Below are 25,052 nucleotides of genomic sequence, written 5' to 3' on the forward strand. Positions count from 1 at the left end.
ACGGAATTTATTAATTATTATACACTTTTATTTATCAAAAACTAAATCTAACACACGTTGTTGCCTTCTTTTAAATCTTGCACTAGAACCTGCAGCAGGTACTGCATAAAAAGGTCTTGAAGCTACTTCTAGCTTTACTAAATTAAAACGTTGCAGCATAAAACTCCATGCACCCATATTTTGTGGCTCTTCTTGTGCCCAAACATAACTTTCAACATTCTTATAGAGATCTATTATGCTTTGAATTTTATCTAAATCTAATGGAAACAATTGCTCAATTCTTACTAAAGCAACATCATCTCTCTTTAACATTTCACGTTCTGCCAATAAATCATAATAGAATTTACCAGTACAAAGCACTAATTTTTTAACCTTATCTCTATTAATAGTATCGTCAATTACGGTTTGGAATTCTCCTTTTGCTAAATCATTTAAAGTGGATACTGCTTTTGGATGACGTAATAAACTTTTAGGTGTAAAGACTATTAATGGTTTTCTATAATTTCTTTTCATTTGTCTACGTAACAAATGATAGAAGTTACCAGGTGTTGTACAATCTGCTACCGTCATGTTATGAATGGCACATAATTGCAAATAACGTTCCATTCTTGCCGAAGAATGCTCAGAACCTTGACCTTCATAACCATGTGGCAACAATACCACAATTCCATTCTGCAGCTTCCATTTATCTTCTGCTGCCGACATATATTGATCAAATATAATCTGAGCTCCATTACTAAAATCTCCAAATTGAGCTTCCCAAATGGTTAGCGTATTTGGATTAGCCATTGCATATCCATAATCAAAACCCAACACCCCATATTCTGATAACAAAGAGTTATAAATTGTCATTTCCCCTTTGTTGTTCGGGTTACTATTTAATAAATTAATTCTTTCCTCTGTAACTTCATCTCGCAAAATCGCATGTCTATGACTAAAGGTACCACGCTCAACATCTTGTCCTGAAATTCTAATATTGTAACCTTCTTCTAACAATGAACCATAAGCCAAGGTTTCGCCTAAGCCCCAATCGAGATTATCGGCATCAATCATTTTCGCTCTATCATTTAGAATTCGCTCTGCTTTTCTAACAAAATTAGCACCCTCCGGTACTGACGAAATAACCTTTGCAATACCCTTTAATTTTTTTACTGCATATTTTGTATCGAATGCCTTCAGCATTTCCGCTAAATCAGCACGTTCAAAACCTTCCCACGTACTTTCCATAAACGGCTTTACGACCGAAGTTTTATCTTCTTTAGACTTATTATACTCCGTTTCAAGCATGGACTTATAATCGTCCCTTAATTTCTCAACATAAGCCTCATCAACCACTTTTTCGCGTAGTAATTTATCAACATAAATATCTTTAGGATTTTCATGTTTAGAAATTGCCTTATAAAGTTTAGGTTGGGTAAAACGAGGTTCGTCACCTTCATTATGACCATATTTTCTATATCCCAATAAATCTATAAAAACATCGCGTTGAAATTTCATTCTAAACTCTAGTGCCATTTCTGTAGCGTGCACTACTGCTTCAACATCATCAGCATTAACGTGCAATACTGGAGATAATGTAACCTTACCAACATCTGTACAATACGTACTTGAACGAGCGTCTAAATAATTTGTAGTAAAGCCTATTTGATTATTTACAACAATATGAACTGTACCGCCAGTTTTATAACCATTTAATTTAGCCATCTGTATTACCTCATAGACAATTCCTTGTCCAGCAATAGCAGCATCACCATGAATTAGTATTGGTAAAACCTTAGATGAATCTCCATTATATTTTCTATCAATTTTAGCCCTAGCAATTCCTTCTGCAACAGCATCAACAGTCTCTAAATGAGAAGGATTAGGCACTAAATTCATTTTTATTTCTTTTCCATTTTGATAGGTTTTATTCAACGTTAAACCCATATGGTATTTTACATCACCATCAATAGTATCATCTTCAAAGTCTTTACCTTCAAATTCACTAAACAACTCTCTAACTGGTTTTCTGAAAATATTGGTTAGTGTATTTAGACGACCTCTATGAGCCATACCCAATACACATTCTTCCAATTGGTGCTTATTTACAGCCTGATACAATAAATTACTAATAGCAGGAATAAGAGCTTCACCTCCTTCAAGAGAAAAACGTTTTTGACCAACATATTTGGTCTGTAAAAATTGCTCAAAAGTTACTGCCTGGTTTAGCTTAGAAAGAATATACTTTTTCTTTTCAACATTATTTTCTAGATGATTATCATTTTTATTTAATGCATCTTGCCACCATTTTATTTCTTCTGGCTTTCGTATATACATATATTCTATACCAATAGAATCGCAATAAATATCTTCTAAATGCTTAACAATGTCTTTTAGTGATTTGCTTCCAATGCCGATTACCTCACCAGCATCAAAAACCGTCTCCAAATCACTATCAGATAATCCAAAATTTTCTAAAGCTAACGTTGGTTCGTATTTTCTACGTTCCCTAACTGGGTTTGTTCTGGTGAATAAATGCCCTCTAGAACGATAACCATTTATTAATTCTATTACTTTAAATTCATTAAATACATGCTCTGGAACTCTAATTGCACTTTCATTATCTTCCCCTGTTAAACTATAATCTGTATTTGCAAGATCATAACCTTGAAAAAAACTTCTCCAACTCGGTTCAACAGTATCAGGATTTGACAAATATTTGTCATACAAATCTTCAATAAAACCTGTGTGAACTGCATTTAAAAAAGAAAACCTATCCATTAATCAAAAATTTCTTAATATGAAAAACAAAAGTACAAATTTTAACGAGATAAAATAAATTATGACGTCTGATAAGTTTGCAAAAAATAATTTGAAATTTTTTCATTTTTTTGTTGTTCAAAATAGAAAAACATTTATATTTGCAACCTGAAAAATTAGAGAAATCTAAAACATTCCTCCTTAGCTCAGTTGGTTAGAGCATCTGACTGTTAATCAGAGGGTCCAAGGTTCGAGTCCTTGAGGGGGAGCCCAGTAACTATAAGCCATTCAAGAAATTGAGTGGCTTTTTTTATTCGCTGGGTACAACATAGGTACAACATTTTGTTTTAAGCTGATTTTATACTTTTCAAGATACAAAACATTTAATTAGAAGAAGTTAGATTAGTAAATGTTTTTCCTAAAAATGCGTTTTCCACCCTTTGTTAAAAATTTCCAAAATTTTATTTGTTCTTATTTATTCAATTTTACACGAATTTGATTTAATTTAGTACTTACTTTTTCATTTGCATATACTTTCATTTATTAATAACTTACCTCTGGTTTACTTTAGTCATTCTAATATGAACATACTAGAATACTAATTAAAATATGAGTATGGAAAAGCTAATTGAATTTCTTAGTGAGATACTTTATAAAGCTTCTTTAACATGGGATGGATTTATACGTATAAAAGTGTCAAAAAATAATAACACTATTATTGGCTTTTTAGTTTTGGTATTTATCTTACCAACTTCACTTTCTGTTTCATTGGCAATAGACACCACCAAAGATTTTTATAAATTCTATTATTTTCTCGGGTTTTTAATCTTGAACTTGATTTTTATCATAATACTTGCTACCTATTATACCTACAAAAAGAAAAAGAAATCTAGATTTTACAATTTAAAAATAAGACATATAAGTATTCATAAAATAGATTACAATGCCTTAATTCTAAAATATGGAGATAAAGAAAATTTTCAATTATTACTTAGAAATAGAAAAGTGAATAACAAAATCAATTACCAAATACCCAATAAAAGTAAAACCTCTGCCAATCATAGATATCTTTTTACATTATTTCACTTACTCATAAAAGGTGGTATTATTAATCTAAGTCCTAAAAGTAGAGATGACTTTTTTCGGTTATTGCAAGAGAGCATTTTAATGGATGGAGAAAATATTAATGCTGAGACATTGAATTCAAGTTTTTCAGCTTGGAAAAGCGAATTCGACTCCCAAAAAATAAATGATTATATAAAAGAGTTAAAAATAATCTTAAATATACCATAAACTTAGCATATTTATAGAATAATCTTTGTTATCCTATTGATTCACATCTATTTACTTTCATATGTTTGCCTTCGAAAGTGAACGGCCGTTTACTCATTATTAATTCTAAAACTTAATATCATGAGTGAACAAATTATCAAAACATTAGAACGGATAGAAAGTCTTTTATCCTTTAATAAACAAGTATTGAGCTTTTCTGATATGATTGCTTTTACAGGCATGTCGGAATCAAGACTCTATAAATTAACATCTTCCCGAAAAATTCCTTTTTCCAAGGTTGGGCGTAGCCTTTATTTTGATCGTAAACAAATTGAAGAATGGTTACTTAGTAATCCCAATTTAACTGACGATGAAATAGAAAAATCATTCAATAAGCAGCTTTTTCTAAATAAAAGAAGGTAATTCTAATTATACCAATCATGAAAGAAATACCCTATATAAGAGTAGGCACGTCCTATTATAAAAAAGTACACGCCCCTACCATTGCTGGACATTATAATGAAATTCTAGTATCATGGAATATTGAAACGATTCGACAGGATCATGGAAAGGATTTTTTGAGCAAAGTTCCTAAACATGATGGATTCACATGCATCCCGAATCATATAGACTATAAACAAAGTTATCTCACTTTTTACAATACGTATTATCCATTAAGTAAAGTCCCTAAAGAAGGTAGTTTTGATACTTCTATTCAATTTATCAAGCACATTTTCGGAGAACAATTTGAATTGGGCCTAGACTATTTACAATTGTTATTTACCAAACCCATTCAGACTTTGCCCATACTCTGTCTGGTCAGTAAACAAAGAGCGACGGGAAAAAGCACGTTTTTAAAATGGTTAAAAGAAGTTTTTGAGAATAACTTGACCTATCTCACTAATGATAGTTTTAGCAGTCAGTTCAATGCAGATTGGGCGAATAAATTGTTGATCTGTATTGATGAAGTATTATTCAATAAGGAAGAACTGACAGAGCGAATAAAATATTTGAGTACGACCAATATTAACAAACTGGAAGCCAAAGGAAAAGACAAACGTGAAGTAGAATTCTTTGGCAAGTTTATCCTATGTAGTAATAACGAAGAAAACTTTATAAAGATAGATGCCAATGAAATCCGTTTCTGGGTATTGAAAATACCCAAGTATAAAAAGGAGGATATCGGATTTCTTTCAAAGCTTATTGATGAAATTCCTGCATTCCTTTACCATCTCAAGCAAAGGAAGATTACTACTAAAAACCAAACAAGAATGTGGTTCAGCCCAGAACAGATTCGAACCAAGGCATTAAAAAAATTGGTGCAAAATAATCGCAATCGAGTTGAAAAAGAATTAATAAACATCGTCATCTCTGTAATGGAAAAATTTGACTTGGACGAAATAAAACTTTGTCCAACTGATGCTTTAAACGCTTTGAACAAGACTCGGGTTAAAACAGATTTGACTCAGATACGTAGAATTTTAAAAAACGACTGGAAGTTAAAGAACCAGGACAATTCAAATAGTTATAAAAAATTTGTGATTTGGAGTGATGGCGATATCGATTTAAAAGATAACAAAGGAAGATACTTTACCATTGATAAAGCTTTTTTAACCAAAAATTTTGACGATTTGATGACCGATTGAGATGAAGCCATTGTTTATAAGGGCTAAAGCTATCATCATTCTTTCATCATTCTATCATCAAAAAAATAAATGATGATAGATAAAGTACTTAAAAAAACAAGAATGATGAAAAGATGAAAAAGTGATGAAGTCAAAACTATACTGTTTACAAGAGGTAGAAGAAGATTTCATCAAAATATCAAAAAATTGACCAAAAAATGAATTGGTTTAGAAAACAAAAAGTATGCTCATGAAAAGAAAAAAAATAACATGTGAAATAGCCCGTAATATTTCCATCGTAAAAACGCTGGCAACATTAGGGCACTTTCCCAAAAAAGAGACGGAGAAAGAAGCTTGGTTTCTAAGTGTCCTGCGTTCAGAAACCCAAGCATCTTTCAAAGTTTCCAAAAAGATCAATCGATGGTACGACCATGGAGAAGGAATTGGAGGAAATATTATTGACCTTATTGTATTAATGTTGAAATGTTCAGTTAAAGAGGCCTTAGAATTTCTAAGTAATAATAGTCCTGTTTTTTCTTTTCATCAGCAAACCCTTTTTTCAAATCTACCTAACATAAATCAACAAATGGAGAATCAAATAACCATTCTCAGAACAAAAACAATTGAACATCCAGCTTTAATTCAATATCTAAAATCAAGACAGGTTCCTTTAAAGATTGCCAAACGCTATTGTTCTGAAGTTTGGTATCGAAATCATGGGAAAACGTTTTTTGCAATTGGATTGGAAAACCATTTAGGTGGATGGGAACTGAGAAATAAATTCTTTAAAAATTGTAGTTCCCCAAAATCATACACCTATCTAACTAAAGGTAAGAAACAACTGATAATTATTGAAGGTATGTTTGACTTATTATCCTTAGCTGTTTTCGATAAGAAGTTAATCCATGAATCCGATATCATAGTACTCAACTCGATTGCTTTTATAAATGAGGTAATCTTACTTCTAACCGACTTTCAAAAAGTAGTATTGTTTCTGGATAATGATAGTAACGGAAATAAAATAACTACATACTTATTAAACCAGTATAAAAATGTAATTGACCAGAGCAGTATCTATATAAATTTCAAGGATCTCAATGAAAAATTAATCAAAGAAAGTATTTAGAAAGATGTTATGAAAATGGAAAAAAAGATTAAAAGAGAAATTGGGATAAACAAGTACAGCATAGTAATACCACCTGATCATTTGAAAGACGATTCCGAAAGTTTGGAATGGGAACTGGAACTAAAAAGATTGGAAGAAAGTGTTAGCGGGGCGGGAAGTGCAAGATGTGTTTTTGTTCCCACAAAAACAACCTTGCCTGCTCCCGAAGGTCGCAGTGTCAAAAAAAAGTCTTTTAAGGCAAAAAGCGTTTTTATCAAATTTAGATGTTCCTATTTCGAGAAAAAACTCTTAAAAGTAAAAGCTAAAAAATGTGGATTAACACTCAGTGAATATATCCGGAAAGTTGCACTTGAAGAAAAAACAATAGAACGATTGACCGATGAACAAATTGACATTTATAAAATGTTAGTTCACTATCACAATAGTTTTAAATCCATCGGAAATATGTATAAAAAACGAAATCCAGACCTAACTGAAAAAGTGAATCAATTGGCAGATGAAATCAAGTTGCACCTTAAAAATTTTAAAAAGTGATTGGTAAAGGTAGTTCTATATCGCAAACCACTGCTTCCATCTCCTATGGTTGGGATCAAGAAAAAGATGCTGAAATTATTTTAAGGCAACATTTGATTGGCGAGACTCCTTCTGAAATTTCAAAAGAATTTAAAACCATACAGGATATGAATTCTCGTTGCGAGAAAAATACAATTTCTTTTATCATTAGTCCAACTATAAGCGATGGAAAAAAGCTACAAGCAAAAGACCTTCATGAAATAACCAAAAGATTTATGGTTCAAATGAAACTGGGAGAACGACAAGCGATCGCTTTTGTCCATCAGGACAAACAGCACAAGCATATCCATTTATACGTCAATAGAATCGACTTTAAAGGAAAAGCGTACAAAGACAGCTTTGTTGGAAAAAAGAGCCAATTGGCAGCCGAAAGGGTCGCGGAAGAAATGAAACTGACAACGGTAAAACAGGTACAGCTTGAAAAGGAATTTAATCAAAGGGAAATCAGAGCTGAAATAAAAAGAAGACATGATCTGAGTATAAAACAATTTCGACCAAAATCATTTGATGCATATATCAAAGCAATGGAAACCAATGGTGTCAAGGTAATTCCATCGATCAACAATCAAAATAAACTGCAAGGTTTTCGATTTGAATTTGATAATCATAATTTAAAAGGTAGTGAGGTCAATCGGAAAATGTCAATACTAAATATTGGCAACGAACTCAACCAAAATCCAAATGCTTCATTATTTAAAGCGAAAAACAATCAAGTTAAGCTACTGGGGAAAACGTTGGAATTAACACCAAACTTGGCTCTAAAAATATCTAAGACAGTAATTAAAAAAGTAATCGACCTCGGAATGGGTATCTAAACAAAAACGACATGGCAAAAATTGAAGAAATCACAGAATTATTGGTAAACGAAATCAGCTCTTTTGAAAAAAGCATTGAGCAATTGGGAAAAGTTAGTGATAAGCTACATGCAACTAAAGTCAGTATTGACATTAGAGAGATTAGGGCTTTGTTACATAGTCATCAACATGAAATAAAGGCAGTATTGGATTCTCAGAAAAAGCTTTATAGCAGATATGAATATTTACTGGAAAATGCCAAGATTTATCCTAATTGGGCGGTGATTGTTTTTATTGTCTCGCTTATTTTTGGGGGTGTATCTACTTCCTATGTTTTAATAACTAAGATATTTGTCTTATAAAACGTTCGTTTTATGAAACTTTTGAAATAAGGTTTATTTATATCTTGAAAAGTAACAGATTGATATAAGCAATATATCAGTTAAAAACAAAAATATCAGGATAGAACCAAACTTTAAGTTTAACTCTTAACAACTTTTTTTTACATACGGCTTAAGTTTGAGTTTTAATTAATTTAAAGAAGAAAAGGTTTGTTTTTTAGCTCAGTTCTTTGTTGTATGCAGGTGCTTATATGTAACAGTTAGTTTATTCCTCAACAAATCTAACTTTTTTGTTATAAACCTTTAAAATATTAAGGTATGCTATTATAACACATAAGAGTTATTATTCTTTTCATAAGCTATTGTGGTTGAAGGCCCATGACCAGTATAAATAATAGTTCCATCGGGCTTAATTAATAATTTCTTTTTAATACCATCTACTAAAGTTTCTAAGTTTCCATATGGTACTTCTGTATGACCAATACTTCCCTTGAAAAGAACATCTCCCCCAATCATAAAATCTTGCTGTTCACAGTAAAGAACTATACTTCCTGGTGAATGACCTGGTACATGAATAATCTCAAACGTAGACGTTCCTAAGGTTAACGTATCTCCTTCTTTGACATAATTGGTTAATTGAGATACGGGTTCCATATGAAGATTAAACCAGCCAGCCATTTCTGGAATTCTTGGCATAAGTAAATTAGCTTCTTTATGGCCTATTAAAGGAACTTTCCATTGCTTTAATGCAAAATTAACGCCTGCTACGTGGTCAAAATGTGCATGTGTCAGCACGATTTTAGTAACATTTAATTGCTCTTTTTCTACGAAATAAGCTAGTGTTTGTTCTTCATCTGTATTCCAACAACCTGGATCTATGAGAATGCAATCTTTAGTTTCGGAATCCCATAGCACATATGTATTTACTTGAACGGGTTTGAATGGGAAAATTTGAACATGAATCATTGTTTTATATATTTATCATAGAATTCGCCAAACGAATCGTACGTAAATTTCACAGCTTCTTTAGAAATTTCGGCATTAGGTACATAAGCATCAAAACCATGATAAGCACCTTTATATAATTTGAATTTCTCATCAACACCCTCCTGTTTCAAAGCATCAATGTAAGCAATTGTTTCATCCTTAAATGGCTCCATAGCACCAACAAATGAAATAGTTGGAGGGAAGTTGGTGTAATCTTTATTTCTTGCTGCCGCTGCGTAGGCAGGAACTTCTTCATTATTAGCTTTAATATCTTTTAAATAAGAATCCCAACCTTTTTTATTTGATTTTGTATTCCAAACAGGAACCGATGTCATCTCTTTAGCCGAATTAGTATTCTGAAGATCATCTATCATTGGATAAAATGGCATTTGAAAAGCAATGTTAAAATCACTTGTATCTCTTGCTTTTAGAGTAACAGCTGCTGTTAATCCACCACCACCACTATGACCAGCTACCATAAAATTATCATCATAAATGCCGAGTTCATCAGCATTTTCTTTTGCCCACAACAAGGTGTCATAACAATCATTAAAAGCAGCTGGATATGGAGCGTCTAAAGCTTTTCTATAAGCAGGAGCGATAACTATACATGGCCTTTTTTCAATAAATTGCTTAATAATATCAAGATTAGGCGTCATTTCTGGGCTTCCTAATATGTATCCTCCTCCGTGTATATATTGTAATAGAGGTAATCTCCCTTTAACATTTAGAGGTTTAAATATGCGAACTCTAATATCTGGCCCACCATTCTTACTTGGAATAAAACGTTCTTCATTATGTAGTCCTTTTATTTTTTTTCCATTAAACATACGAGCTGAGAAATTCATCATCTTAATCCCCCAATTTCTACTAGCCAAAAAAGTGAACGACTTTAATGGCGTGTACATGGACTGAAGTCCTTTGTCTATTTGATTTTTCATAATTTTTCTATATTTTGATTTGCTAAAACCTCGGCTAACACTTGCTTATAACTTGCAACAGATTGTGCTCCACCAACAGGTTCTGAGTCATTAAAATACATGGTTGGCACACCTGATACTCCTTGGTTTTTCCAATATTGTAATTGTTGTTCAACGTGCTTACGAGCTTCTGTATCATCTAATTTTTTAATCCCTTCATCAGCGTTCAGTCCAACAGCCAGTAATTCCTTATATAGAACATCTTTGTCAGATATATCCTTTCGTTCGCTAAAAAAAGATGCTACCAAACGCGAATTTAATTCGGTCTGTAAACCATAACCTTTGGCATAGTCTAGTAAAATATGGGCATTTTTGGTATTAATAATTTTCATACCATCAAATAGGTCAAATTTGAAGCCTTCAGCTTCAGCCATAGCAGCTAAGCGTAATTTATGTACATCTGTTTCCTCATTGCTTGCTCCATATTTTTGCGACCTGTATAGATATTGGTCTATGCCTTCTGCAGGCAGACCCGGGTTTAATTCAAAAGGTTCCCATATGATTTCTACTTTATCTTGTAATTCCATTTCGGTAATGGCTTGTTGAAGTCTTTTGTATCCAATAAGACACCAGGGGCAAACGACATCTGAAACGATGTTTATTTTTACGCTATTTTCCATATTAGAAGTTTCCTTTTGTATTATTACTTAGTCTTAGATAAAGCTCATGAGAACTACGCTCTACCCAGTTTCGTGATATTTTTCCATTTTCAATCTCCAATATTGAAATAAGATGTAATTCTACAGGTGCACCGTCTGGCTTTGTTCCAAACATTCCTTTATTATAACCTGTCCCAATCATTCTAGTAATAACTCTTGCTCCGTCATCAGTAACAAGCATTTCTTGCGGAACTATCTTTAGGTCACCTATCTGTGTCTGCATTCCGATAATCCATTTTTTAAAAATCTCTCTTCCTTCAATGTCCTTACCATCTGCTGTCAGTTTATAATCATCAGTGATTAACTCTTCAAGAGCATCAAGATTAAAAGGAGCATTCCAAATTTCTGTCCAAAATCTAGTAGCTAATACCTTACTTGTATCTTTATTTGACTTATTTATCTGTTCCATATTTTGTGTTTTTAAAATTTAAATTACTTAACCAGTGCTGGTTTTGGTTCCTTTGTCCAAGTTCTACTTTCAAATGCTTTGTCTACTGGGATATCAAAGATGTGATTTGTGTAGTTGCTCATTGTTTTAACAGCAGCTCCTGTAACAATACCAAGAATATGACTTTTTGTATAGCCTACATTCAAAAAGTTTTCAATATCTAATTCTGAAGGGTAGCCTCGTTTTTCTATCATTATTTTAGAAAATAGACTTAATGCCTTTAATTTCTCATCAGGAATTTCTGTATTATTTCGTATTGCATCAGTTACTTCTTTAGGGACTTTAGACATTCGGTCTGCAATAACACTATGTGCAGCCATACAGTACTCACATCCATTTTCATAATTCATAGATAAAAAGACAACTTCTTGTTCTTGTGGTGTAAAACCTGCATTTTTTCTAAACGAATCATAAGCGTAGGTGTAGGCATCCAGTAACGCATCGTTATTTGCCATGGTGGCATACATATTGGCAATCATTCCAGCTCTTTTTTTAGAGGTTTCTAAAATGGAGCTTGATAACGTGTTTGCAGTTTCTATTGTTTTCGGTGCTAAGCTTACTTTCTTTATTGTATTCATAATTTTATTTTTTTCTTCAATGATGAAATTTTAGTTTCTAATATGATGCAAGTATACAAAAGATACTATTGTTGTACAATACGTTACGTATAGGTTAGCAAGTATACAAAAGGATAGTGTTGTTGATGTGAAGACTTTATCGTTAAAAAAAAATGAACTTTTTTTCAAGAAAAATTTAGTGACTTGTAAATTATAGCGATTAAGGGATTTTAAGTTACCTTTGTAGTCTTAGTATATATTAGGTACTTATGTAAATCAGTTAGTTATGATTGGTAAATCCTATTTTTTATAAAAGTTAAATAGAAATATAGTAGTATGAATGACAAAAGAATGCAAGAGATGTTGGCTAATTTGGATGTAGAAAATCCATCAGAAGTATGTCCAATAAAAGATGTATTAGCTACAATGTTGGATAAATGGACTATGATGATAGTATTAGTTCTTGGAAAACACAAAGTGCTCCGTTTTGCAGATGTAAAAAGAAGTGTGGTAGGCATATCTCCTAAAATGCTGACTAAATCGTTGCGAACTCTAGAAAGAGATGGTCATGTAAAAAGAACTGTTTATCCAGAAGTACCTATTAGGGTAGAGTATAACTTAACAGATCAAGGCTCTATCTTTTTGAAAAAATTAGTCGATTTAGCAGATTGGATCGTACCTCACGTACCTGCCATAGTAAAAAATAGGGAAGAGTTTATCAAATAAAGGGTAGAGAAATTAGCTATTCTGGAGAATTAAATAATACTAATTTGTATTGGTTAAATCTGCTCTTTTACAAATTTCAATTCAAGTTGTTAGTTTTATCATTTTAAAATGAGTAAGTGAAGGCTTTATTCCTTCACTTTGTTATTAGTTCTGTGTTTTTTCCGCCTTGTGCCTAACATTAAATATATAGAGTGTAGGGGAGAGAACTAGCAGTAAGTTATTAGAAATCTCTTAGCCAAAAGAAAACATTTTGTATTGATTTTTTTTTAAATAGCCAAATTTTACATTTGGCGGTCTTTAGTTAATCTCTGCTTTTTCTAAAACAGAAAAACTCCCTATGAACTTTATATAGTGTTCGCTTTTCGTCATTTTTTCTATATCGTAATTAGATGTTCTTTACCTTTAATAAGTCCTGTCAATTTACTCATGTATTTAACGGTAATACCTAAATCCTTTAAAGTTGTCGTTAATTTCATTTTATCGGCACACGCTTTACAGGCTTCAACAGTAACTCCATTTTCTATTAACTTTTGCAATTCGTTTTGCACTTCAATATCTTCTCCTGAAAGACGGGTAGAAGCTCCCCAAATAATAATATTCACTTTATCCCACGCAGCACTTTTAATTGAATTACTGGCATACATCGCTACCATATACATAAAGGTATCTTTATCCTTACTTGTCCATAATATATTTAATTTCTCCATTGTTTTCGACTTTATTTGTTTCGTTTTTTTTGAATTTCCAATGATTCTTATGCCCATCTAATAAACGCTTCAGAATCTTCTAATATAGCAGCTGGAATATTGTAAAATGAAAACACGGTTGCATTACTTTTAAAGGGTTTTAATGGAACCGAACCTGTTTCAATAAATTTAGCCCTATTTGTATCATCTACTTTCAAATAAACTACATCGCTTGCAATCATTCAAAAAACTAAATTATCCTGATACAATGCAACACAACCAAACATTTTATTGATATGCACATTACCCCAACCCGATAATTGGTCAAGAACAAACTGTGTAAAATCATTTGAAACAGCCATTGCTATTTGTTTTTTGAATACAATTTTGACGCTATCCAAGCTCCGATAATCATCTCAGCCCACGCGATAGGGAATATAATAGCAGCCGCACTCCATTCTCCCAAGCCTGTATTTACAGTGGCTATCCAAAATATACCAATAGTCGCTAATGCTGTAGTTGTACCTGAAATAATAATTGACTTTAGGTTATTCTCAAATGCAACGGAACAAAGCCAAAATATAAATACTAAAACCGCAGACAATAGAGTATCCCAAATTCCCCAAATTAAGGCATTACTTACGTCCATAGTACCAACTGGTATTCTGCCCGCAATGAATTTTTCTATCAATGGGAAGGCAACTAACATAGCTCTTCCTACTTCTGCAATATGTATCCAAATGCTTGTTATTAAAGTGATAATAACAAATTGTTTCAAATTAAAAACTTTATTTTCCATTGTATTTCTATATTTAAACTTAATATAAAGGTATATGAAATGCAAGAAAATAAACGTTGATATTTGCTAAGAAATGGATTTAATTGTATTTAATAATGAGCTTGGTGTCGTTTTGTGAATTTTCACATCTGAACAATTATTAAAGCTTTTGAAAAGGCAGCTTCAAAATCATCATTAAAAGAAAACCCTTCTTCAAAAAATAAATGATTGATATGAAGTGTAGCACTCTTTTTATCCGCTTTACAATCCATTCTAGCCACTAATTTACTATCCCAAAGAATGGGTAATGAAAAATAGCCATATTTACGTTTCGCAGCTGGAGTATAACATTCTATTTTGTAATCAAAGTCAAATAAGTGCTCCATGCGTTTACGCTGAATCAATAAATTATCAAAAGGAGAAAGAATTTTTAGTTGACTATGAATAGGTTTACTTAACAAGCTCAAAGCATTAGGTAAAGCATAATATATTTGTCCGTTTACACTTACTTGAACTAATTCATTGTTTGATTGCATGTCCTTTAATTCTGAAGTAATAAGTTTATTGGTGTTTTTAAGTAAATAGGACATTTCACTTGCTTGGCCAATACCATTAGCTCTTAGATAGCTTGTAATTAAATACCGGATATGCTGTTGTTGCGTAGGGCATTTATCATCAATGTTATCGGGTAAAACGCGTTCCGTAAGGTCATATACTTTATGAAAATTCTTCCGACTCGAAATCATCAAATCTCCTTGCATAAACAAATTCTCTAAAGCTTGTTTTGCGGGTTTGCTTTACCATTCTCCCAGTTTAGCTTTATGTTCAAAGTCTTTTGCCATTAAAGGCCCTTCGTTTTCTATACGTTCTAGTATACTATCCATTAGTTTGACATCTTTCTGAAACCAATGGCTTTGTTCGTTTTTTAGAATAGCCTCTTTACGGGGAAGCGAATACTTATAATCGCGCATGGGCAGGTATGCTGCAGCATGCGACCAATATTCGAATATCTGTTTAGATTCAATTAACGTATGAATATGAGAAAGTTCGTATTCAGGATTTCTATTCCATAATGTATGATGATGGGCACGTTGAATAGCAGAAATGGTATCTATTTGCACATAACCAAGATGTTCAATACTCACCAGCGTATTATCTATCGCAGTTCCATTTACTATATCTGGCAAAACGCGTTGAGAAAGCAACACAATCTTTTGTGCTTCCAGTGGGGAGAGTATTTCTTTCATATTGCATCACGTATTTCTTTTCTTATACGACTTAAGTGTTCCGCTGAAATACCAATAAAAGAGGCAATTTGATGTTGTGGAACTCTCGAAATAATTTGTTTATTATTTTTTCGAAGGTCTAAATATCTTTCTTTTGGCGTTTTTGTGATAAAAAATTGCCGTTGTTCTTCTACTTTTATAAAATTAATTTTGAACAATTGAAAACTCATTCTGTGAAATCCAATAATTTCTGAATTCAAAAATTCAAGTGTAGCCATCTTTAATTAATTATTTCCAAAGGTTCCATTTGAGAAACATCGGCTTTTAAAATTCTAGCAAAGCGTTCGTTCGGATTATCGACTACATACCAAATGTGTTTTGTTCTTGCTTTTACCTGTTTGTTATCTTTTGTTAAGCCTTTCCAGTCAAATTCTACAGTAACTTCATATTCGTTTTTCATAATGGTTTTAACCGAAAAGTTTTCAGGATAATGACTACTTTCTTTTAGTTGCATTGGCGTTCCATTTAACCAAGTCTCTAAATCTTTAATCGATTTAATTGGACTACTTGTTGAGAAATTTAGCGTAAAATCTTCTGCAAGCATTTCTACAAAAGGTGCTACTTTACCGTCTAAATTTTCCATAGAAGCCAACCAATAATACATTAAAGACTTTGTTCTATTTTCTGGATATGCGTCTTTAAAAGTTTCGTTTGTTTCACCTGTTGGCGCAATTTCTATGGAAGAAAATTTAGGCAACAACTCTTTACTTTTAGTTAATTTTGTATGGTACTGAATCGTGTAACTTTTCTTTTCGCCATTTGGCTGAATATTTTGATATCGAATGTCTGCTTCCAACACTAATACGTCTTTTTCTAAAGATGAAACTTTCACGTTTTCTACATGATGTGCGTTTTGCCAACCTTTGTAAACGTTAAGTCTTTCTGGATAGTTTTGTTTTCCATTCATTTCTCCAGCCGAAGTTTTCATATAAATATCATCTGTTAAAATATCTAATTGATTAATGATGCGGTTATCATTTATTTCTCTTTCATACAATTGATACCATCTGTATAATTGAACTTTAGCTAAATGTTGGTCTCTCGTAGTTAGCTTTTTCATTTTTTTTTAGATTTTTGAATAAATTCATCTATACTTATTGCTACTTCATAAGGCACTTCTAATTGTGGTGAATGTGATGCGTTTTCTATTATTTCTAATTCGGATTGTGGAATGTCTCTTTTAAAACGTTCAGCTACATTAAATTTTACAACCTTATCGTGTTTTCCCCAAAGTATAAGCGTTGGACTGTTTATTTGATTTATTTGCTCTTTCAAATCGAAATATTTCCCGTTTTTTATTTGTGGAATAATAGTATTGTTCAAGTAATCGCGACTTTCATTTATTTGGGTGATAAACATTTTTTTAAATGGACTTGGCATTTCTGGAACTTTGTAAAATACGCGAGAAAAAACGTTGTTTAAATCTTCTTCATTTTTCAAAACTTCGCCAAATCCTGTATATACAACATGATTATCTAATTTTAAACCAGGTGAATTTAGTAAGATTAAAGATTTTACATCTTTAGGATACGCAATTGCATAAGCAGCCGAAACATGACCACCCATTGAATTTCCTGCTAAATTGAATGTTTTTACGCCTATTTGGTTTAGAAATTTATGTAAAAATTCTACTTGTCCATTAATACTTAAATCTAAATTTTCTTTTTTGTTGTTTTCACCAGAAGCCAAAAGATCAGGAAGAATTAAATAATAACTATCACTTAAATATTTTGCAGACTGCACAAAACTATTTTTGTCATCGCCCAAACCGTGTAATAATACCAATGTATCTTTTGCTACGCTATTTTCATTTGTGTAAAAATGCGTTTGATATCCATCAACTTCAATGGTTTTTGATTTTAAATTAGCAGTACTTGCGTTTTGAGAATTATTGAAGTCCACTAGTTTTTGAGGAAAAAAGAAATAGATAATTCCAACTGTAAGAACTATTAAGGCAACAATACCGCCAATTATTTTTAATGATTTTTTCATATCTAATTTTGTTAATTATTATGAAGCAAATATCTGAACTATAATATCGGTCTGAATTGCCAATTGGCAACAAATGCTATTCTAACGTTATTTGTTTACGAATTCTACTTAAAGAAAATTTTGTAATGCCTAAAAAAGAAGCAACGTGAATTAATGAAACTCTTTGAATAATGGTTGGATATTGTTTTAAAAAATCGAGATAAGAAGTAGTAGCATCCTGACTTATTAATTTTCGCTGAAAATTGGTTTTTGTTAATAAAGTCTTGTTCGTTATTGTTTGTAAAATAGAATTCCAATTGGGAATTTCTTTTGAGAACAATTCCCAATTTTCTCTTGAAATTAAAATTACGACGCATTCTGTTTCGGCTACAATAGTTCCCGAGCTTGGGGTATACTCATAAAAACTATTAACATTGGTTACAAAATCGTTTTCAGACATAAAGAAAGAGGTTATTTCGTTGCCTTCTTTATCGTAAAAAAAATAACGAAAAACACCATACACTACAAAACCAACTTTATTTACATTTTTACCAGCTTCAACAAAAATATCTCCTATTTTAAAATTTATTAAAGTAGTGTTGTTAGCTATTAGGTCAATATCCTTTTCTGATAATTTTCCAAACTGGCTTAAGTGATTTACTAATTGATTTTGCATTTTATATATTTTATTCCGCCTTATGTCTAGCGGTTGATCTATGAAACGTAGCGTGTAAAAAGATACTACATTTAGGATAAACACAAAGTCGAATTTTTAGGTATCGTTTTTACTTTTTTAATTTAAAGATTTGGCGGTCTTTGCAAATAGGAACAAACCTTTTAATTTAACACTTATTAGCTATGTCTTATGCATGTTAGGAGCACCTGTTTTTAATGTTCTATTTTTCAACAAGCTTCGCGTATTCCACAACGCTTTGAATTGTTTTATTTGGTTCATTTTTTCTCCAATTAATGTATAAATCTATTTCTTCATCTAATTTAACAAACCTTACATTTCTAGCTTTGGCAATGCTAAAAGAAAGCGGAAGAATAGATATTCCAATTTCTTTGGATACAAGGTTTAAAATCATACCTCCAAAATCAGATTCAATAATTGTTTTTGGTTCAAAATCAGATTTAGTAAAAAACGTTCGTAAAAGAGAAGCAAAGAATGTATTTTGATGTAAACCCGAAATAATAAATTTCTCGTCCTTGAGTTGTTTTAGGTTTTTCAAGGATTTTTTGTTAAACCAATGGTTATTCGGGACAACTAAACAAACTGGTTCTGAATATAATTTTAGAGAATCAATATTCTTATTTGTAATTTCATCTCTACTGAAGGCTATGTCTGTTTGATAATTAAGCAGTAGTTTTTCGTGATTTTCATCTGTTGGTTCGGTCAATTCTAATTTTAGTTCAGGCAGATTTGAATTTAAAATTTCCAAAAAACTGGGTAGAAATTTAAAAGCAATTGAACCTGGATACGTGATTGAAATTTGACCAGATATTCCTTCGTCAATTTTTTTTGCTTGTCTATGAATTTGGTCCAGTTCATTTATAACATTTGTCCATTTTTCTTGAAGAAATTTACCTGCATCTGTTAACTTAACGTTTCTTTTATCTCTCTCAAAAAGTTGCACATTCATTTCCTCTTCAAGAGCTTGAATTTGTCTACTTAATGTAGATTGAGATATGAATACTTTTTCAGCTGTCTTCCAAAAATGTAATTCGCTAGCAAGCGTTAAAAAATATTTTATTTGTAGAATCGTCATATTTAATGCGTTTTTTGCATTAATCAATCAAAAATATGTATTTTTTGATTGCTATCAAAACCTTTTCTTTGTTCTAATCATTTTATATACACTAAAAAAAGGAAATTATGGGAATAGAAAATTTTATCACTTTTATAGTGACGGCTCTGTTTTTTATTATGGCACCAGGAATCGATACCGTTTTTGTGTTGAATAAATCTATTGAACAAGGAAGGGAATCTGGTGTTAAGGCTACATTGGGCGTCAGTACAGGTGTATTAACACATACTTTTTTTGCCGCATTAGGATTGTCAGTTTTACTAGCCAACTCTTCATTTGCTTTTACAATTATTAAGTATGTAGGTGCTGTATATTTGATATATTTGGGTGTTTTAAAACTTAAAACGAGAGGAGAATTATTGCCTAAAACAGAAGAGATTAATACAAAAAAGAAAACAAAAAGTGCTTTTTGGTCTGGTTTCTTAACGAACACATTAAATCCGAAAGTTGCATTATTCTTTTTAGCTTTCTTTCCTCAATTTATCAATCCTGCACAAATCCAGAATCCTATTCCATTTATTATGTTAGGATTTACTTATGCAGTAATCGGAATTGTCTGGTTTTTATGCCTCACTTTATTTGCAAGTATTTTTTCTTCAAAAATTAGAAATAACCCGAAGGTTGGTTTGTGGCTGAATAGATTTAGTGGTCTAGTATTTATATTAATGGGAATCAAGATTGCCTTAACTAAAAATTGAACCGGTATTTTATTTTTTATGAATTCCATAGGTACTAAAACTCTTGTTTTGTACCTATGGAATTACTAGTTCATTAACTTAAAGATTCTCTAATAGATTCTTTTCCACTAAATAGCTCAACTGTTTTGCCTTTTGTAGAGTTATTTTCTAGACAATACGCAATTACATTAGCTACATCTTCTCTAGGAATGACTAACTCTTTAAAAATTTCAGATCTTGTAGTTCTAATTAAACCCGTTCCTTTTTCATTGATTAAACTACCAGGTTGTAAAATCGTATACGCTAAACCACTTTCTAATAAATAATAATCGGCAAAATACTTCGCTACTAAATATGGTTTTAAGTCAGATACAAACTCGTTAGGATCACCAGCACCCAGACCACTTACCATAATAAAATGCTGAATATTATTTTTTAAAGAATAATCAACAGCTTTTTTTGCTGCCCATAAATCTATTAAAAGTGTTTTATCGTAACCTGTATTACCGCCAGAACCTGCACTAAATACAACTTTGTCACAATCTTTAAAAGCGTGTTCAAAATCATTTTCAAGGTCTCCAACTACAATTTCTGCTCCTAGTTTTTCAAGTTCTTGCCCCTTCTGTTCATTACGAACCAAGGCAACTACAGGATTTTCTTCTTTGAGCAATTTTTCAACAAGCATTTTTCCTATTTGCCCACTTGCTCCTATAACTAATGTTTTTTTCATAATATATTTTATATCATTAAAATTCCTGTACCGTAGGACGAATTACTAACTCATTAATATCTACATCATCAGGTTGCTCAATAGCATAAACCACTGCTTTAGCAATAGAAATAGCAGGAATAGCATCTTTATATACTTGTTGAACAAACTGAGAAGTAGCCTCGTCTGAGCTTCCTAGTTGCAATTCAGAATCTATTAGACCTGGTGTAAGTATGGTGGTTCTAATGTCTTTACCTACTTCTTTTCGTAAGCCTTCACTAATAGCTCTTACTGCAAATTTAGTCCCACTATACACAGCTCCACCTGGGCTCACATTTAATCCGGCTACGGATGCAAGATTTATAAAATGACCTGATTTTTGTTTCTGAAATTCTGGTAATGCTGCTGCAATTCCGTATAATACTCCTTTGATATTTACGTCAATCATGCTGTCCCATTCGTCTACTTTAAGAGCAGCTAATGGTGCTAATGGCATAATACCCGCATTATTTATCATTACATCTATTTTACCAAAACTATCAATTGCCTTTTTAACCAATGCTTTTACATCATTAGCTTTGGTAACGTCTGTTTTTAAAACTTCAATTGCTCCTCCGTTTTTTCTTATTTCATCAGCAATTACTTCTAATTTATTTAGTCTACGAGCACCTAAAACTATTTTGGCTCCTTTTTCTGCTAAATAACGTGCTGTAGCTTCTCCTAATCCACTACTTCCTCCTGTAATTACTACTACTTTACCTTCTATATTGTTTTTCATTGTATTTGATTTTAAGTTTTTATTAATTTGTTTTTCCTATTACTAATTTTGAAAATGGTATTCCCGTAACTTTTACACTTCCAAATACGAAGACAATTGCCAATACTAAATCCATTACAGTAGTGTATAGCATTTCTTGTGGCACATCGCCAACCGTTGTGGCATAGGATACTAGAAATACGTTAAATAAGCGCACAAAACCATTCCAAAGGATTATAGGTGCTCTTGTGTTTACTTCTTGTATCGCCCAAATTAGTGATGCTCCGGCGAAGATTATAAAAGCACCTGCTACCGAATTGGTTATTAAGGCTTCGCCCGTTTTACTAGAGATTGCTTGTACAATCATCATAATACCTATTGGGAAGTTTAAGATACCTGCTATTAGAACTATTGTTTTAAATATTTTATTCATTTTGATTGATTTAATTTTTTGGCTAATTCATTAACCTGTTCATTTTCTAAAAGTTTGTTGTCGGTTCCAAAAAGAACGCTATTAATCATAGCGAGACCAACGTTGACACTTGTGGTGTTATTTTTCTTTTTTTCTAAAAGTCCAAAAAACGGACGAGCGATAAAATAGAATGCATTTACCCACGCGGTCTTGGATTTCACCCCTTTCAAAGGAATAATTACCTGAAGTCGAAACATATAAGCATCTTTAAAACCCATATTCAAAATCATATTCTCGGTTTTTCCTTTTACACGAGCCCACATCAATTTTCCTTTTTTGGTACTATCAGTGCCTTCTCCAGATACATAGTTAAATACCATTTCAGGATTTATATGATAAAGCGTTTTTGCCAATGCTTCCGTTATTCCGTAGGTAAAACGATGATATTCTTCCTCTTTCTTTCCAATAGAAGAAACGCCCATGCAATGAAAACAAGCATCATACCCTATTAATTCTTCCTTAATGGAACTAAAATTGAAGAAATCTTTATGAATTACTTCTTTCAATTTTGGATGCTGCATTTGCAAAGAACTTCGGTTTATGACCAATACTTCTTCAACATTTGGAGATTCTAAACATTCTATTAAAACGCCTCGTCCTACCATACCCGTGGTTCCTGTTATAATTACTTTCATACTTCGTTTTTTCTTTTTTGAATCTCTAAAGAGGTTTCAGCCCAAACCACAAATTGGTCAGAGTCTTCCAAAATTTCGATAGGAACTTCATAAAAAGAAGCTACTGTACTGTTATTTTTAAAAAGGGTTAAAGTTTCTGAACCTGCATTTAAATATTGCTCCTTATTCGTTTCGTCAACTTTAAAGAAAATAGTTTCTTTTGCTATAATACCAAACATTAAACCATCTGCATAAAGACCGACACAACCGAACATTCTTTTTGTGATGATCGTTTTCCAATTTGATAATTGGTCCAGAATAAAGTCTAAATAATCAGTAGAAGCAGCCATTTAATCTATTCTATATTTTTTAGAATTCTTCTCAATGAAAACACAAAACTCTCAGGACTGTCTTCTTGTGTAAAGTGACCAGCTTCTGGTAACAATTGTACTGGTGCTTTAGGGAAAATAGAACGCCATTTATCTTGAATGCTTTGTGAAGCAACTGTATCATCTTTTAAACCAAAAATAAATTCAACAGGTTTATCTTGTAGCGTATTCAGCTTGCCCTCTAAATCTACTAACCAATCTGATGCCAATGTAATTTGCTGCGGGAATATTGCTGTTCCTTTTCTAGATTCTTTGGTTGGGAACGGCATTTCATAAGCATCTGTAATTGCTTTAGTACTACTCGATTTTTTATTAATAGAGCTTTGCATTAATGTGGTTGCAAAATAATTGTTATCGATAACCTTTGCTTCCATTTCTGGTGTTCTCATATACATAGAGAAACCTTCTAATTTTCCTTCTGCTTTCCAAGCCCAAGTATTACTGATAACTACTCCTAAAACTTTATCTGGGTTGCTTGTAGCTACGGATAGCCCTGTAGGTCCACCCCAATCTTGAACAACGATAATAAATTTATCCAACTTTAAATGTTCAAAAAGAAGTGCTTTAATCCATTCTACATGCTCTTGTGGTGTAAAACCATAGTTTTCTGGCGTGTCAGAAAAACCAAATCCAGGTAAATCGTACGCTATTACTCTAGCTTCACCTGAAAGTTCTTTAATAATATTTCTATTTAAAAAAGACCAATCTGGGTTACCGTGAGTTAATACAATAGGTATCCCTTCACCTTCATCTATATAATGCATAGAAACGCCATCTTTTTCAAACCAATTACTTTTAAAAGGATACTCGCCCTTATCCACTATAAATGGTCTTTCTTTCTTGTTGGTAATATCCTTATTATATACTTCCTTTTCTTGTGCTTGCATATTGTTTCCCATTAATAATACAATTGTTAACGTGAGTAGTACTGTTTTTCCTAAGTTGTTCTTTGTTTTCATGTGTTCTATTATTTATTTCTAATCAATTGATTAGTTTTAAGGTAAAAAAAATGTTATAAGTTATTAAATGTCATTTCTATATAATCTTCTATGGCTGTATTGTCTTTTACTTTTGTTGCTAAGCCTAAACCACCAATAGCCAAATCAAGGTAATTTAATTGTCTTTTTATAGTGTCGTTATCTTTTGTAGTATTGAATTCAAGATTCTTTTTAAATAAAGCTTTTAACTGCTCCGCATAATTTGAAATAAGAGCACCAACTTCTTTATCTACCTCAAGACCAAATTCAGACATTGTATTGATCATTAAACAGCCTCTTTTGTACTCATTTTGGTTTGAAAATTCTGCAAATGCATAAAAGAAGTTCTTAATACTCTCAATACCATTAGAATTCTCTTCAAAGGTCTTTAATAATTGCTGTAGCTTAGTTCTGTACAATTTTAAACTTTCTAAAAACAGATTTTGTTTATTACCAAAACTAGCATTTATAGAAAATTGATTAATACCCATTTCTTTAGATAACATTCGTAAAGAAGTACTTTTATAGCCATTCTGCCAGAATACGCCCATAGCACTTTCTATTACTTCTGCTTCATTATATTGTTTTACTCTAGGCATAAACTAAATTATTGCACAAAACTAATCAATTGATTAGAAATAAAAATATATATTAACATTTATTTTAAAATTTTCTATGAAATCAGTACAATTATAATTGGATTGTTGTCTTTTTTCTAATTGGGTACAACGTCAGTCTGTCTAATAACTAAATCCCAATCGTTGAGAATCGCGTATTTCAATTTTTTTATAGACACCTACCCGAATATCAAAGTTATTAAATTAGGTTATTAGACAGTCTGACGTCTCCGTATATGAAACGTAGCGTGTAAAAAGACACTTTCGTTTCGGATTATACACGAGCCGATTTTTTATTTTTTCTATTTATCTTTAATTTTCTAAATATACAAAAATAAAAAATTGGCGGACTTAACAAATAAGCAAAAACCTCTCGGAAAGCCTGTAATAGCTATGTTTTATATACATTGTTGAACTAATCCCGACCGAAAAGTCGGGAAGCTTTTTATTATTAGTTAAAAATAGTAGAACTTGCTTAGATAAC

Annotated in this window: 30 protein-coding genes, 1 tRNA gene and 1 pseudogene; 10 read left to right on the plus strand and 22 right to left on the minus strand. The window is 31.9% G+C overall.

The annotated features are described in order from the left end of the window. Positions 1–27: 27 nt before the first annotated feature. Positions 28–2,760, minus strand: a complete 2,733-nt coding sequence (locus D3P13_RS19255; RefSeq protein ID WP_117884794.1) for a 2-oxoglutarate dehydrogenase E1 component — start codon at positions 2,758–2,760, stop codon at positions 28–30. A gap of 174 nt (positions 2,761–2,934) precedes the next feature. Between D3P13_RS19255 and D3P13_RS19260 the strand changes: the two genes are divergently transcribed. The 8 genes from D3P13_RS19260 (at position 2,935) to D3P13_RS19295 (ending at position 8,491) form a co-directional block, all read left to right on the plus strand. After that, a tRNA-Asn gene (locus D3P13_RS19260) sits at positions 2,935–3,008 on the plus strand. A gap of 346 nt (positions 3,009–3,354) precedes the next feature. Then, on the plus strand, positions 3,355–4,032 hold the full coding sequence (locus D3P13_RS19265; RefSeq protein WP_157972968.1) for a hypothetical protein: 678 nt from the start codon (positions 3,355–3,357) through the stop codon (positions 4,030–4,032). 120 nt (positions 4,033–4,152) lie between these two features. After that, positions 4,153–4,434, plus strand: coding sequence for a helix-turn-helix domain-containing protein (locus tag D3P13_RS19270; RefSeq protein ID WP_117884798.1), 282 nt, complete (start codon positions 4,153–4,155; stop codon positions 4,432–4,434). Between the two features lie 17 nt (positions 4,435–4,451). Then, complete coding sequence (locus D3P13_RS19275; protein WP_117884800.1) at positions 4,452–5,657, plus strand: primase-helicase family protein; 1,206 nt, start codon at positions 4,452–4,454, stop codon at positions 5,655–5,657. Positions 5,658–5,886: 229 nt separating this feature from the next. Next, positions 5,887–6,762: a toprim domain-containing protein gene (locus tag D3P13_RS19280; RefSeq protein ID WP_117884855.1), complete on the plus strand. Its 876-nt coding sequence runs from the start codon at positions 5,887–5,889 to the stop codon at positions 6,760–6,762. 15 nt (positions 6,763–6,777) lie between these two features. Next, on the plus strand, positions 6,778–7,296 hold the full coding sequence (mbpA, locus tag D3P13_RS19285) for a mobilization protein MbpA (protein WP_232829247.1): 519 nt from the start codon (positions 6,778–6,780) through the stop codon (positions 7,294–7,296). Beyond that, entirely contained in the window at positions 7,293–8,150 is an 858-nt protein-coding gene (locus D3P13_RS19290) for a relaxase/mobilization nuclease domain-containing protein (RefSeq protein WP_117884802.1), read from the plus strand. Before mbpA ends, D3P13_RS19290 begins: the two co-directional genes overlap by 4 nt. Positions 8,151–8,161: 11 nt before the next feature. Then, complete coding sequence (locus tag D3P13_RS19295; RefSeq protein ID WP_117884805.1) at positions 8,162–8,491, plus strand: DUF6730 family protein; 330 nt, start codon at positions 8,162–8,164, stop codon at positions 8,489–8,491. Positions 8,492–8,794: 303 nt separating this feature from the next. Here the strand turns inward: D3P13_RS19295 and D3P13_RS19300 are convergent, their stop codons facing one another. The 5 genes from D3P13_RS19300 to D3P13_RS19320 are packed head-to-tail and all read right to left on the minus strand — an operon-like array spanning position 8,795 to position 12,122. Continuing rightward, positions 8,795–9,436, minus strand: coding sequence for an MBL fold metallo-hydrolase (locus D3P13_RS19300; protein WP_117884807.1), 642 nt, complete (start codon positions 9,434–9,436; stop codon positions 8,795–8,797). Beyond that, a complete protein-coding gene (locus tag D3P13_RS19305; RefSeq protein ID WP_198680068.1) occupies positions 9,433–10,398 on the minus strand; it encodes an alpha/beta hydrolase in 966 nt (321 codons plus the stop codon). The genes D3P13_RS19300 and D3P13_RS19305 overlap by 4 nt, the downstream gene beginning before the upstream one ends. Continuing rightward, a complete protein-coding gene (locus D3P13_RS19310; RefSeq protein WP_117884809.1) occupies positions 10,395–11,057 on the minus strand; it encodes a DsbA family oxidoreductase in 663 nt (220 codons plus the stop codon). The genes D3P13_RS19305 and D3P13_RS19310 overlap by 4 nt, the downstream gene beginning before the upstream one ends. A 1-nt stretch (position 11,058) precedes the next feature. Further along, positions 11,059–11,505, minus strand: coding sequence for an ester cyclase (locus tag D3P13_RS19315; RefSeq protein WP_117884811.1), 447 nt, complete (start codon positions 11,503–11,505; stop codon positions 11,059–11,061). Positions 11,506–11,528: 23 nt separating this feature from the next. Then, positions 11,529–12,122, minus strand: a complete 594-nt coding sequence (locus D3P13_RS19320; protein WP_117884813.1) for a carboxymuconolactone decarboxylase family protein — start codon at positions 12,120–12,122, stop codon at positions 11,529–11,531. A 315-nt stretch (positions 12,123–12,437) separates the two neighbouring features. Here D3P13_RS19320 and D3P13_RS19325 point away from each other — a divergent pair, with 315 nt between their 5' ends. Beyond that, entirely contained in the window at positions 12,438–12,827 is a 390-nt protein-coding gene (locus tag D3P13_RS19325; RefSeq protein WP_117884815.1) for a winged helix-turn-helix transcriptional regulator, read from the plus strand. 374 nt (positions 12,828–13,201) lie between these two features. Here the strand turns inward: D3P13_RS19325 and D3P13_RS19330 are convergent, their stop codons facing one another. The 9 genes and pseudogenes from D3P13_RS19330 to D3P13_RS19370 all read right to left on the minus strand — a co-directional run bounded on the left by D3P13_RS19330 (position 13,202) and on the right by D3P13_RS19370 (position 19,344). Continuing rightward, positions 13,202–13,534 carry a DsrE family protein gene (locus tag D3P13_RS19330; RefSeq protein WP_157972969.1) on the minus strand — a complete coding sequence of 111 codons (333 nt, stop codon included), beginning with the start codon at positions 13,532–13,534 and terminating at the stop codon, positions 13,202–13,204. 47 nt (positions 13,535–13,581) lie between these two features. Continuing rightward, a complete protein-coding gene (locus D3P13_RS19335; RefSeq protein WP_117884819.1) occupies positions 13,582–13,755 on the minus strand; it encodes a TfoX/Sxy family protein in 174 nt (57 codons plus the stop codon). A 122-nt stretch (positions 13,756–13,877) separates the two neighbouring features. Then, positions 13,878–14,312 (minus strand): hypothetical protein, encoded by a 435-nt coding sequence (locus tag D3P13_RS19340; protein ID WP_117884821.1) that lies wholly within the window; start codon positions 14,310–14,312, stop codon positions 13,878–13,880. Positions 14,313–14,434: 122 nt separating this feature from the next. Next, positions 14,435–15,538: pseudogene (locus D3P13_RS19345) on the minus strand (winged helix-turn-helix domain-containing protein). Continuing rightward, complete coding sequence (locus D3P13_RS19350; protein ID WP_117884823.1) at positions 15,535–15,795, minus strand: cyclic nucleotide-binding domain-containing protein; 261 nt, start codon at positions 15,793–15,795, stop codon at positions 15,535–15,537. The pseudogene D3P13_RS19345 and the gene D3P13_RS19350 overlap by 4 nt, the downstream one beginning before the upstream one ends. A 2-nt stretch (positions 15,796–15,797) precedes the next feature. Beyond that, positions 15,798–16,637: a hypothetical protein gene (locus D3P13_RS19355; protein WP_117884825.1), complete on the minus strand. Its 840-nt coding sequence runs from the start codon at positions 16,635–16,637 to the stop codon at positions 15,798–15,800. Next, positions 16,634–17,569, minus strand: coding sequence for an alpha/beta fold hydrolase (locus tag D3P13_RS19360; protein WP_117884827.1), 936 nt, complete (start codon positions 17,567–17,569; stop codon positions 16,634–16,636). Before D3P13_RS19360 ends, D3P13_RS19355 begins: the two co-directional genes overlap by 4 nt. 76 nt (positions 17,570–17,645) lie before the next feature. Then, the gene (locus D3P13_RS19365; protein WP_117884829.1) at positions 17,646–18,224 is read right to left on the minus strand and encodes a Crp/Fnr family transcriptional regulator; all 579 of its coding nucleotides are present in this window, start codon (positions 18,222–18,224) and stop codon (positions 17,646–17,648) included. Between the two features lie 220 nt (positions 18,225–18,444). Next, positions 18,445–19,344 carry a LysR family transcriptional regulator gene (locus D3P13_RS19370; protein ID WP_232829248.1) on the minus strand — a complete coding sequence of 300 codons (900 nt, stop codon included), beginning with the start codon at positions 19,342–19,344 and terminating at the stop codon, positions 18,445–18,447. A gap of 80 nt (positions 19,345–19,424) precedes the next feature. Between D3P13_RS19370 and D3P13_RS19375 the strand changes: the two genes are divergently transcribed. Further along, a complete protein-coding gene (locus D3P13_RS19375) occupies positions 19,425–20,054 on the plus strand; it encodes a LysE family translocator (RefSeq protein WP_117884833.1) in 630 nt (209 codons plus the stop codon). A 73-nt stretch (positions 20,055–20,127) separates the two neighbouring features. Here D3P13_RS19375 and D3P13_RS19380 read toward each other — a convergent pair whose 3' ends face one another. Genes D3P13_RS19380 through D3P13_RS19410 form a run of 7 tightly spaced genes read right to left on the minus strand, consistent with a single transcriptional unit; the run spans position 20,128 to position 24,550 of the window. Next, positions 20,128–20,763 carry an SDR family oxidoreductase gene (locus tag D3P13_RS19380; protein WP_117884835.1) on the minus strand — a complete coding sequence of 212 codons (636 nt, stop codon included), beginning with the start codon at positions 20,761–20,763 and terminating at the stop codon, positions 20,128–20,130. Positions 20,764–20,779: 16 nt separating this feature from the next. Then, entirely contained in the window at positions 20,780–21,520 is a 741-nt protein-coding gene (locus D3P13_RS19385; RefSeq protein ID WP_117884837.1) for an SDR family oxidoreductase, read from the minus strand. 22 nt (positions 21,521–21,542) lie between these two features. Beyond that, positions 21,543–21,932, minus strand: a complete 390-nt coding sequence (locus tag D3P13_RS19390; protein WP_117884839.1) for a hypothetical protein — start codon at positions 21,930–21,932, stop codon at positions 21,543–21,545. After that, on the minus strand, positions 21,929–22,606 hold the full coding sequence (locus D3P13_RS19395) for an NAD-dependent epimerase/dehydratase family protein (RefSeq protein ID WP_117884841.1): 678 nt from the start codon (positions 22,604–22,606) through the stop codon (positions 21,929–21,931). The genes D3P13_RS19390 and D3P13_RS19395 overlap by 4 nt, the downstream gene beginning before the upstream one ends. Continuing rightward, positions 22,603–22,935: a TfoX/Sxy family protein gene (locus D3P13_RS19400; protein ID WP_117884843.1), complete on the minus strand. Its 333-nt coding sequence runs from the start codon at positions 22,933–22,935 to the stop codon at positions 22,603–22,605. Before D3P13_RS19400 ends, D3P13_RS19395 begins: the two co-directional genes overlap by 4 nt. Positions 22,936–22,940: 5 nt before the next feature. After that, the gene (locus D3P13_RS19405; RefSeq protein WP_117884845.1) at positions 22,941–23,933 is read right to left on the minus strand and encodes an alpha/beta fold hydrolase; all 993 of its coding nucleotides are present in this window, start codon (positions 23,931–23,933) and stop codon (positions 22,941–22,943) included. A gap of 53 nt (positions 23,934–23,986) precedes the next feature. Beyond that, complete coding sequence (locus D3P13_RS19410; RefSeq protein WP_117884847.1) at positions 23,987–24,550, minus strand: TetR/AcrR family transcriptional regulator; 564 nt, start codon at positions 24,548–24,550, stop codon at positions 23,987–23,989. Positions 24,551–25,052 lie beyond the last annotated feature (502 nt).

This window comes from Aureibaculum luteum, assembly GCF_003449015.1.
GTDB classification, from domain to species: Bacteria; Bacteroidota; Bacteroidia; order Flavobacteriales; family Flavobacteriaceae; genus Aureibaculum; species Aureibaculum luteum.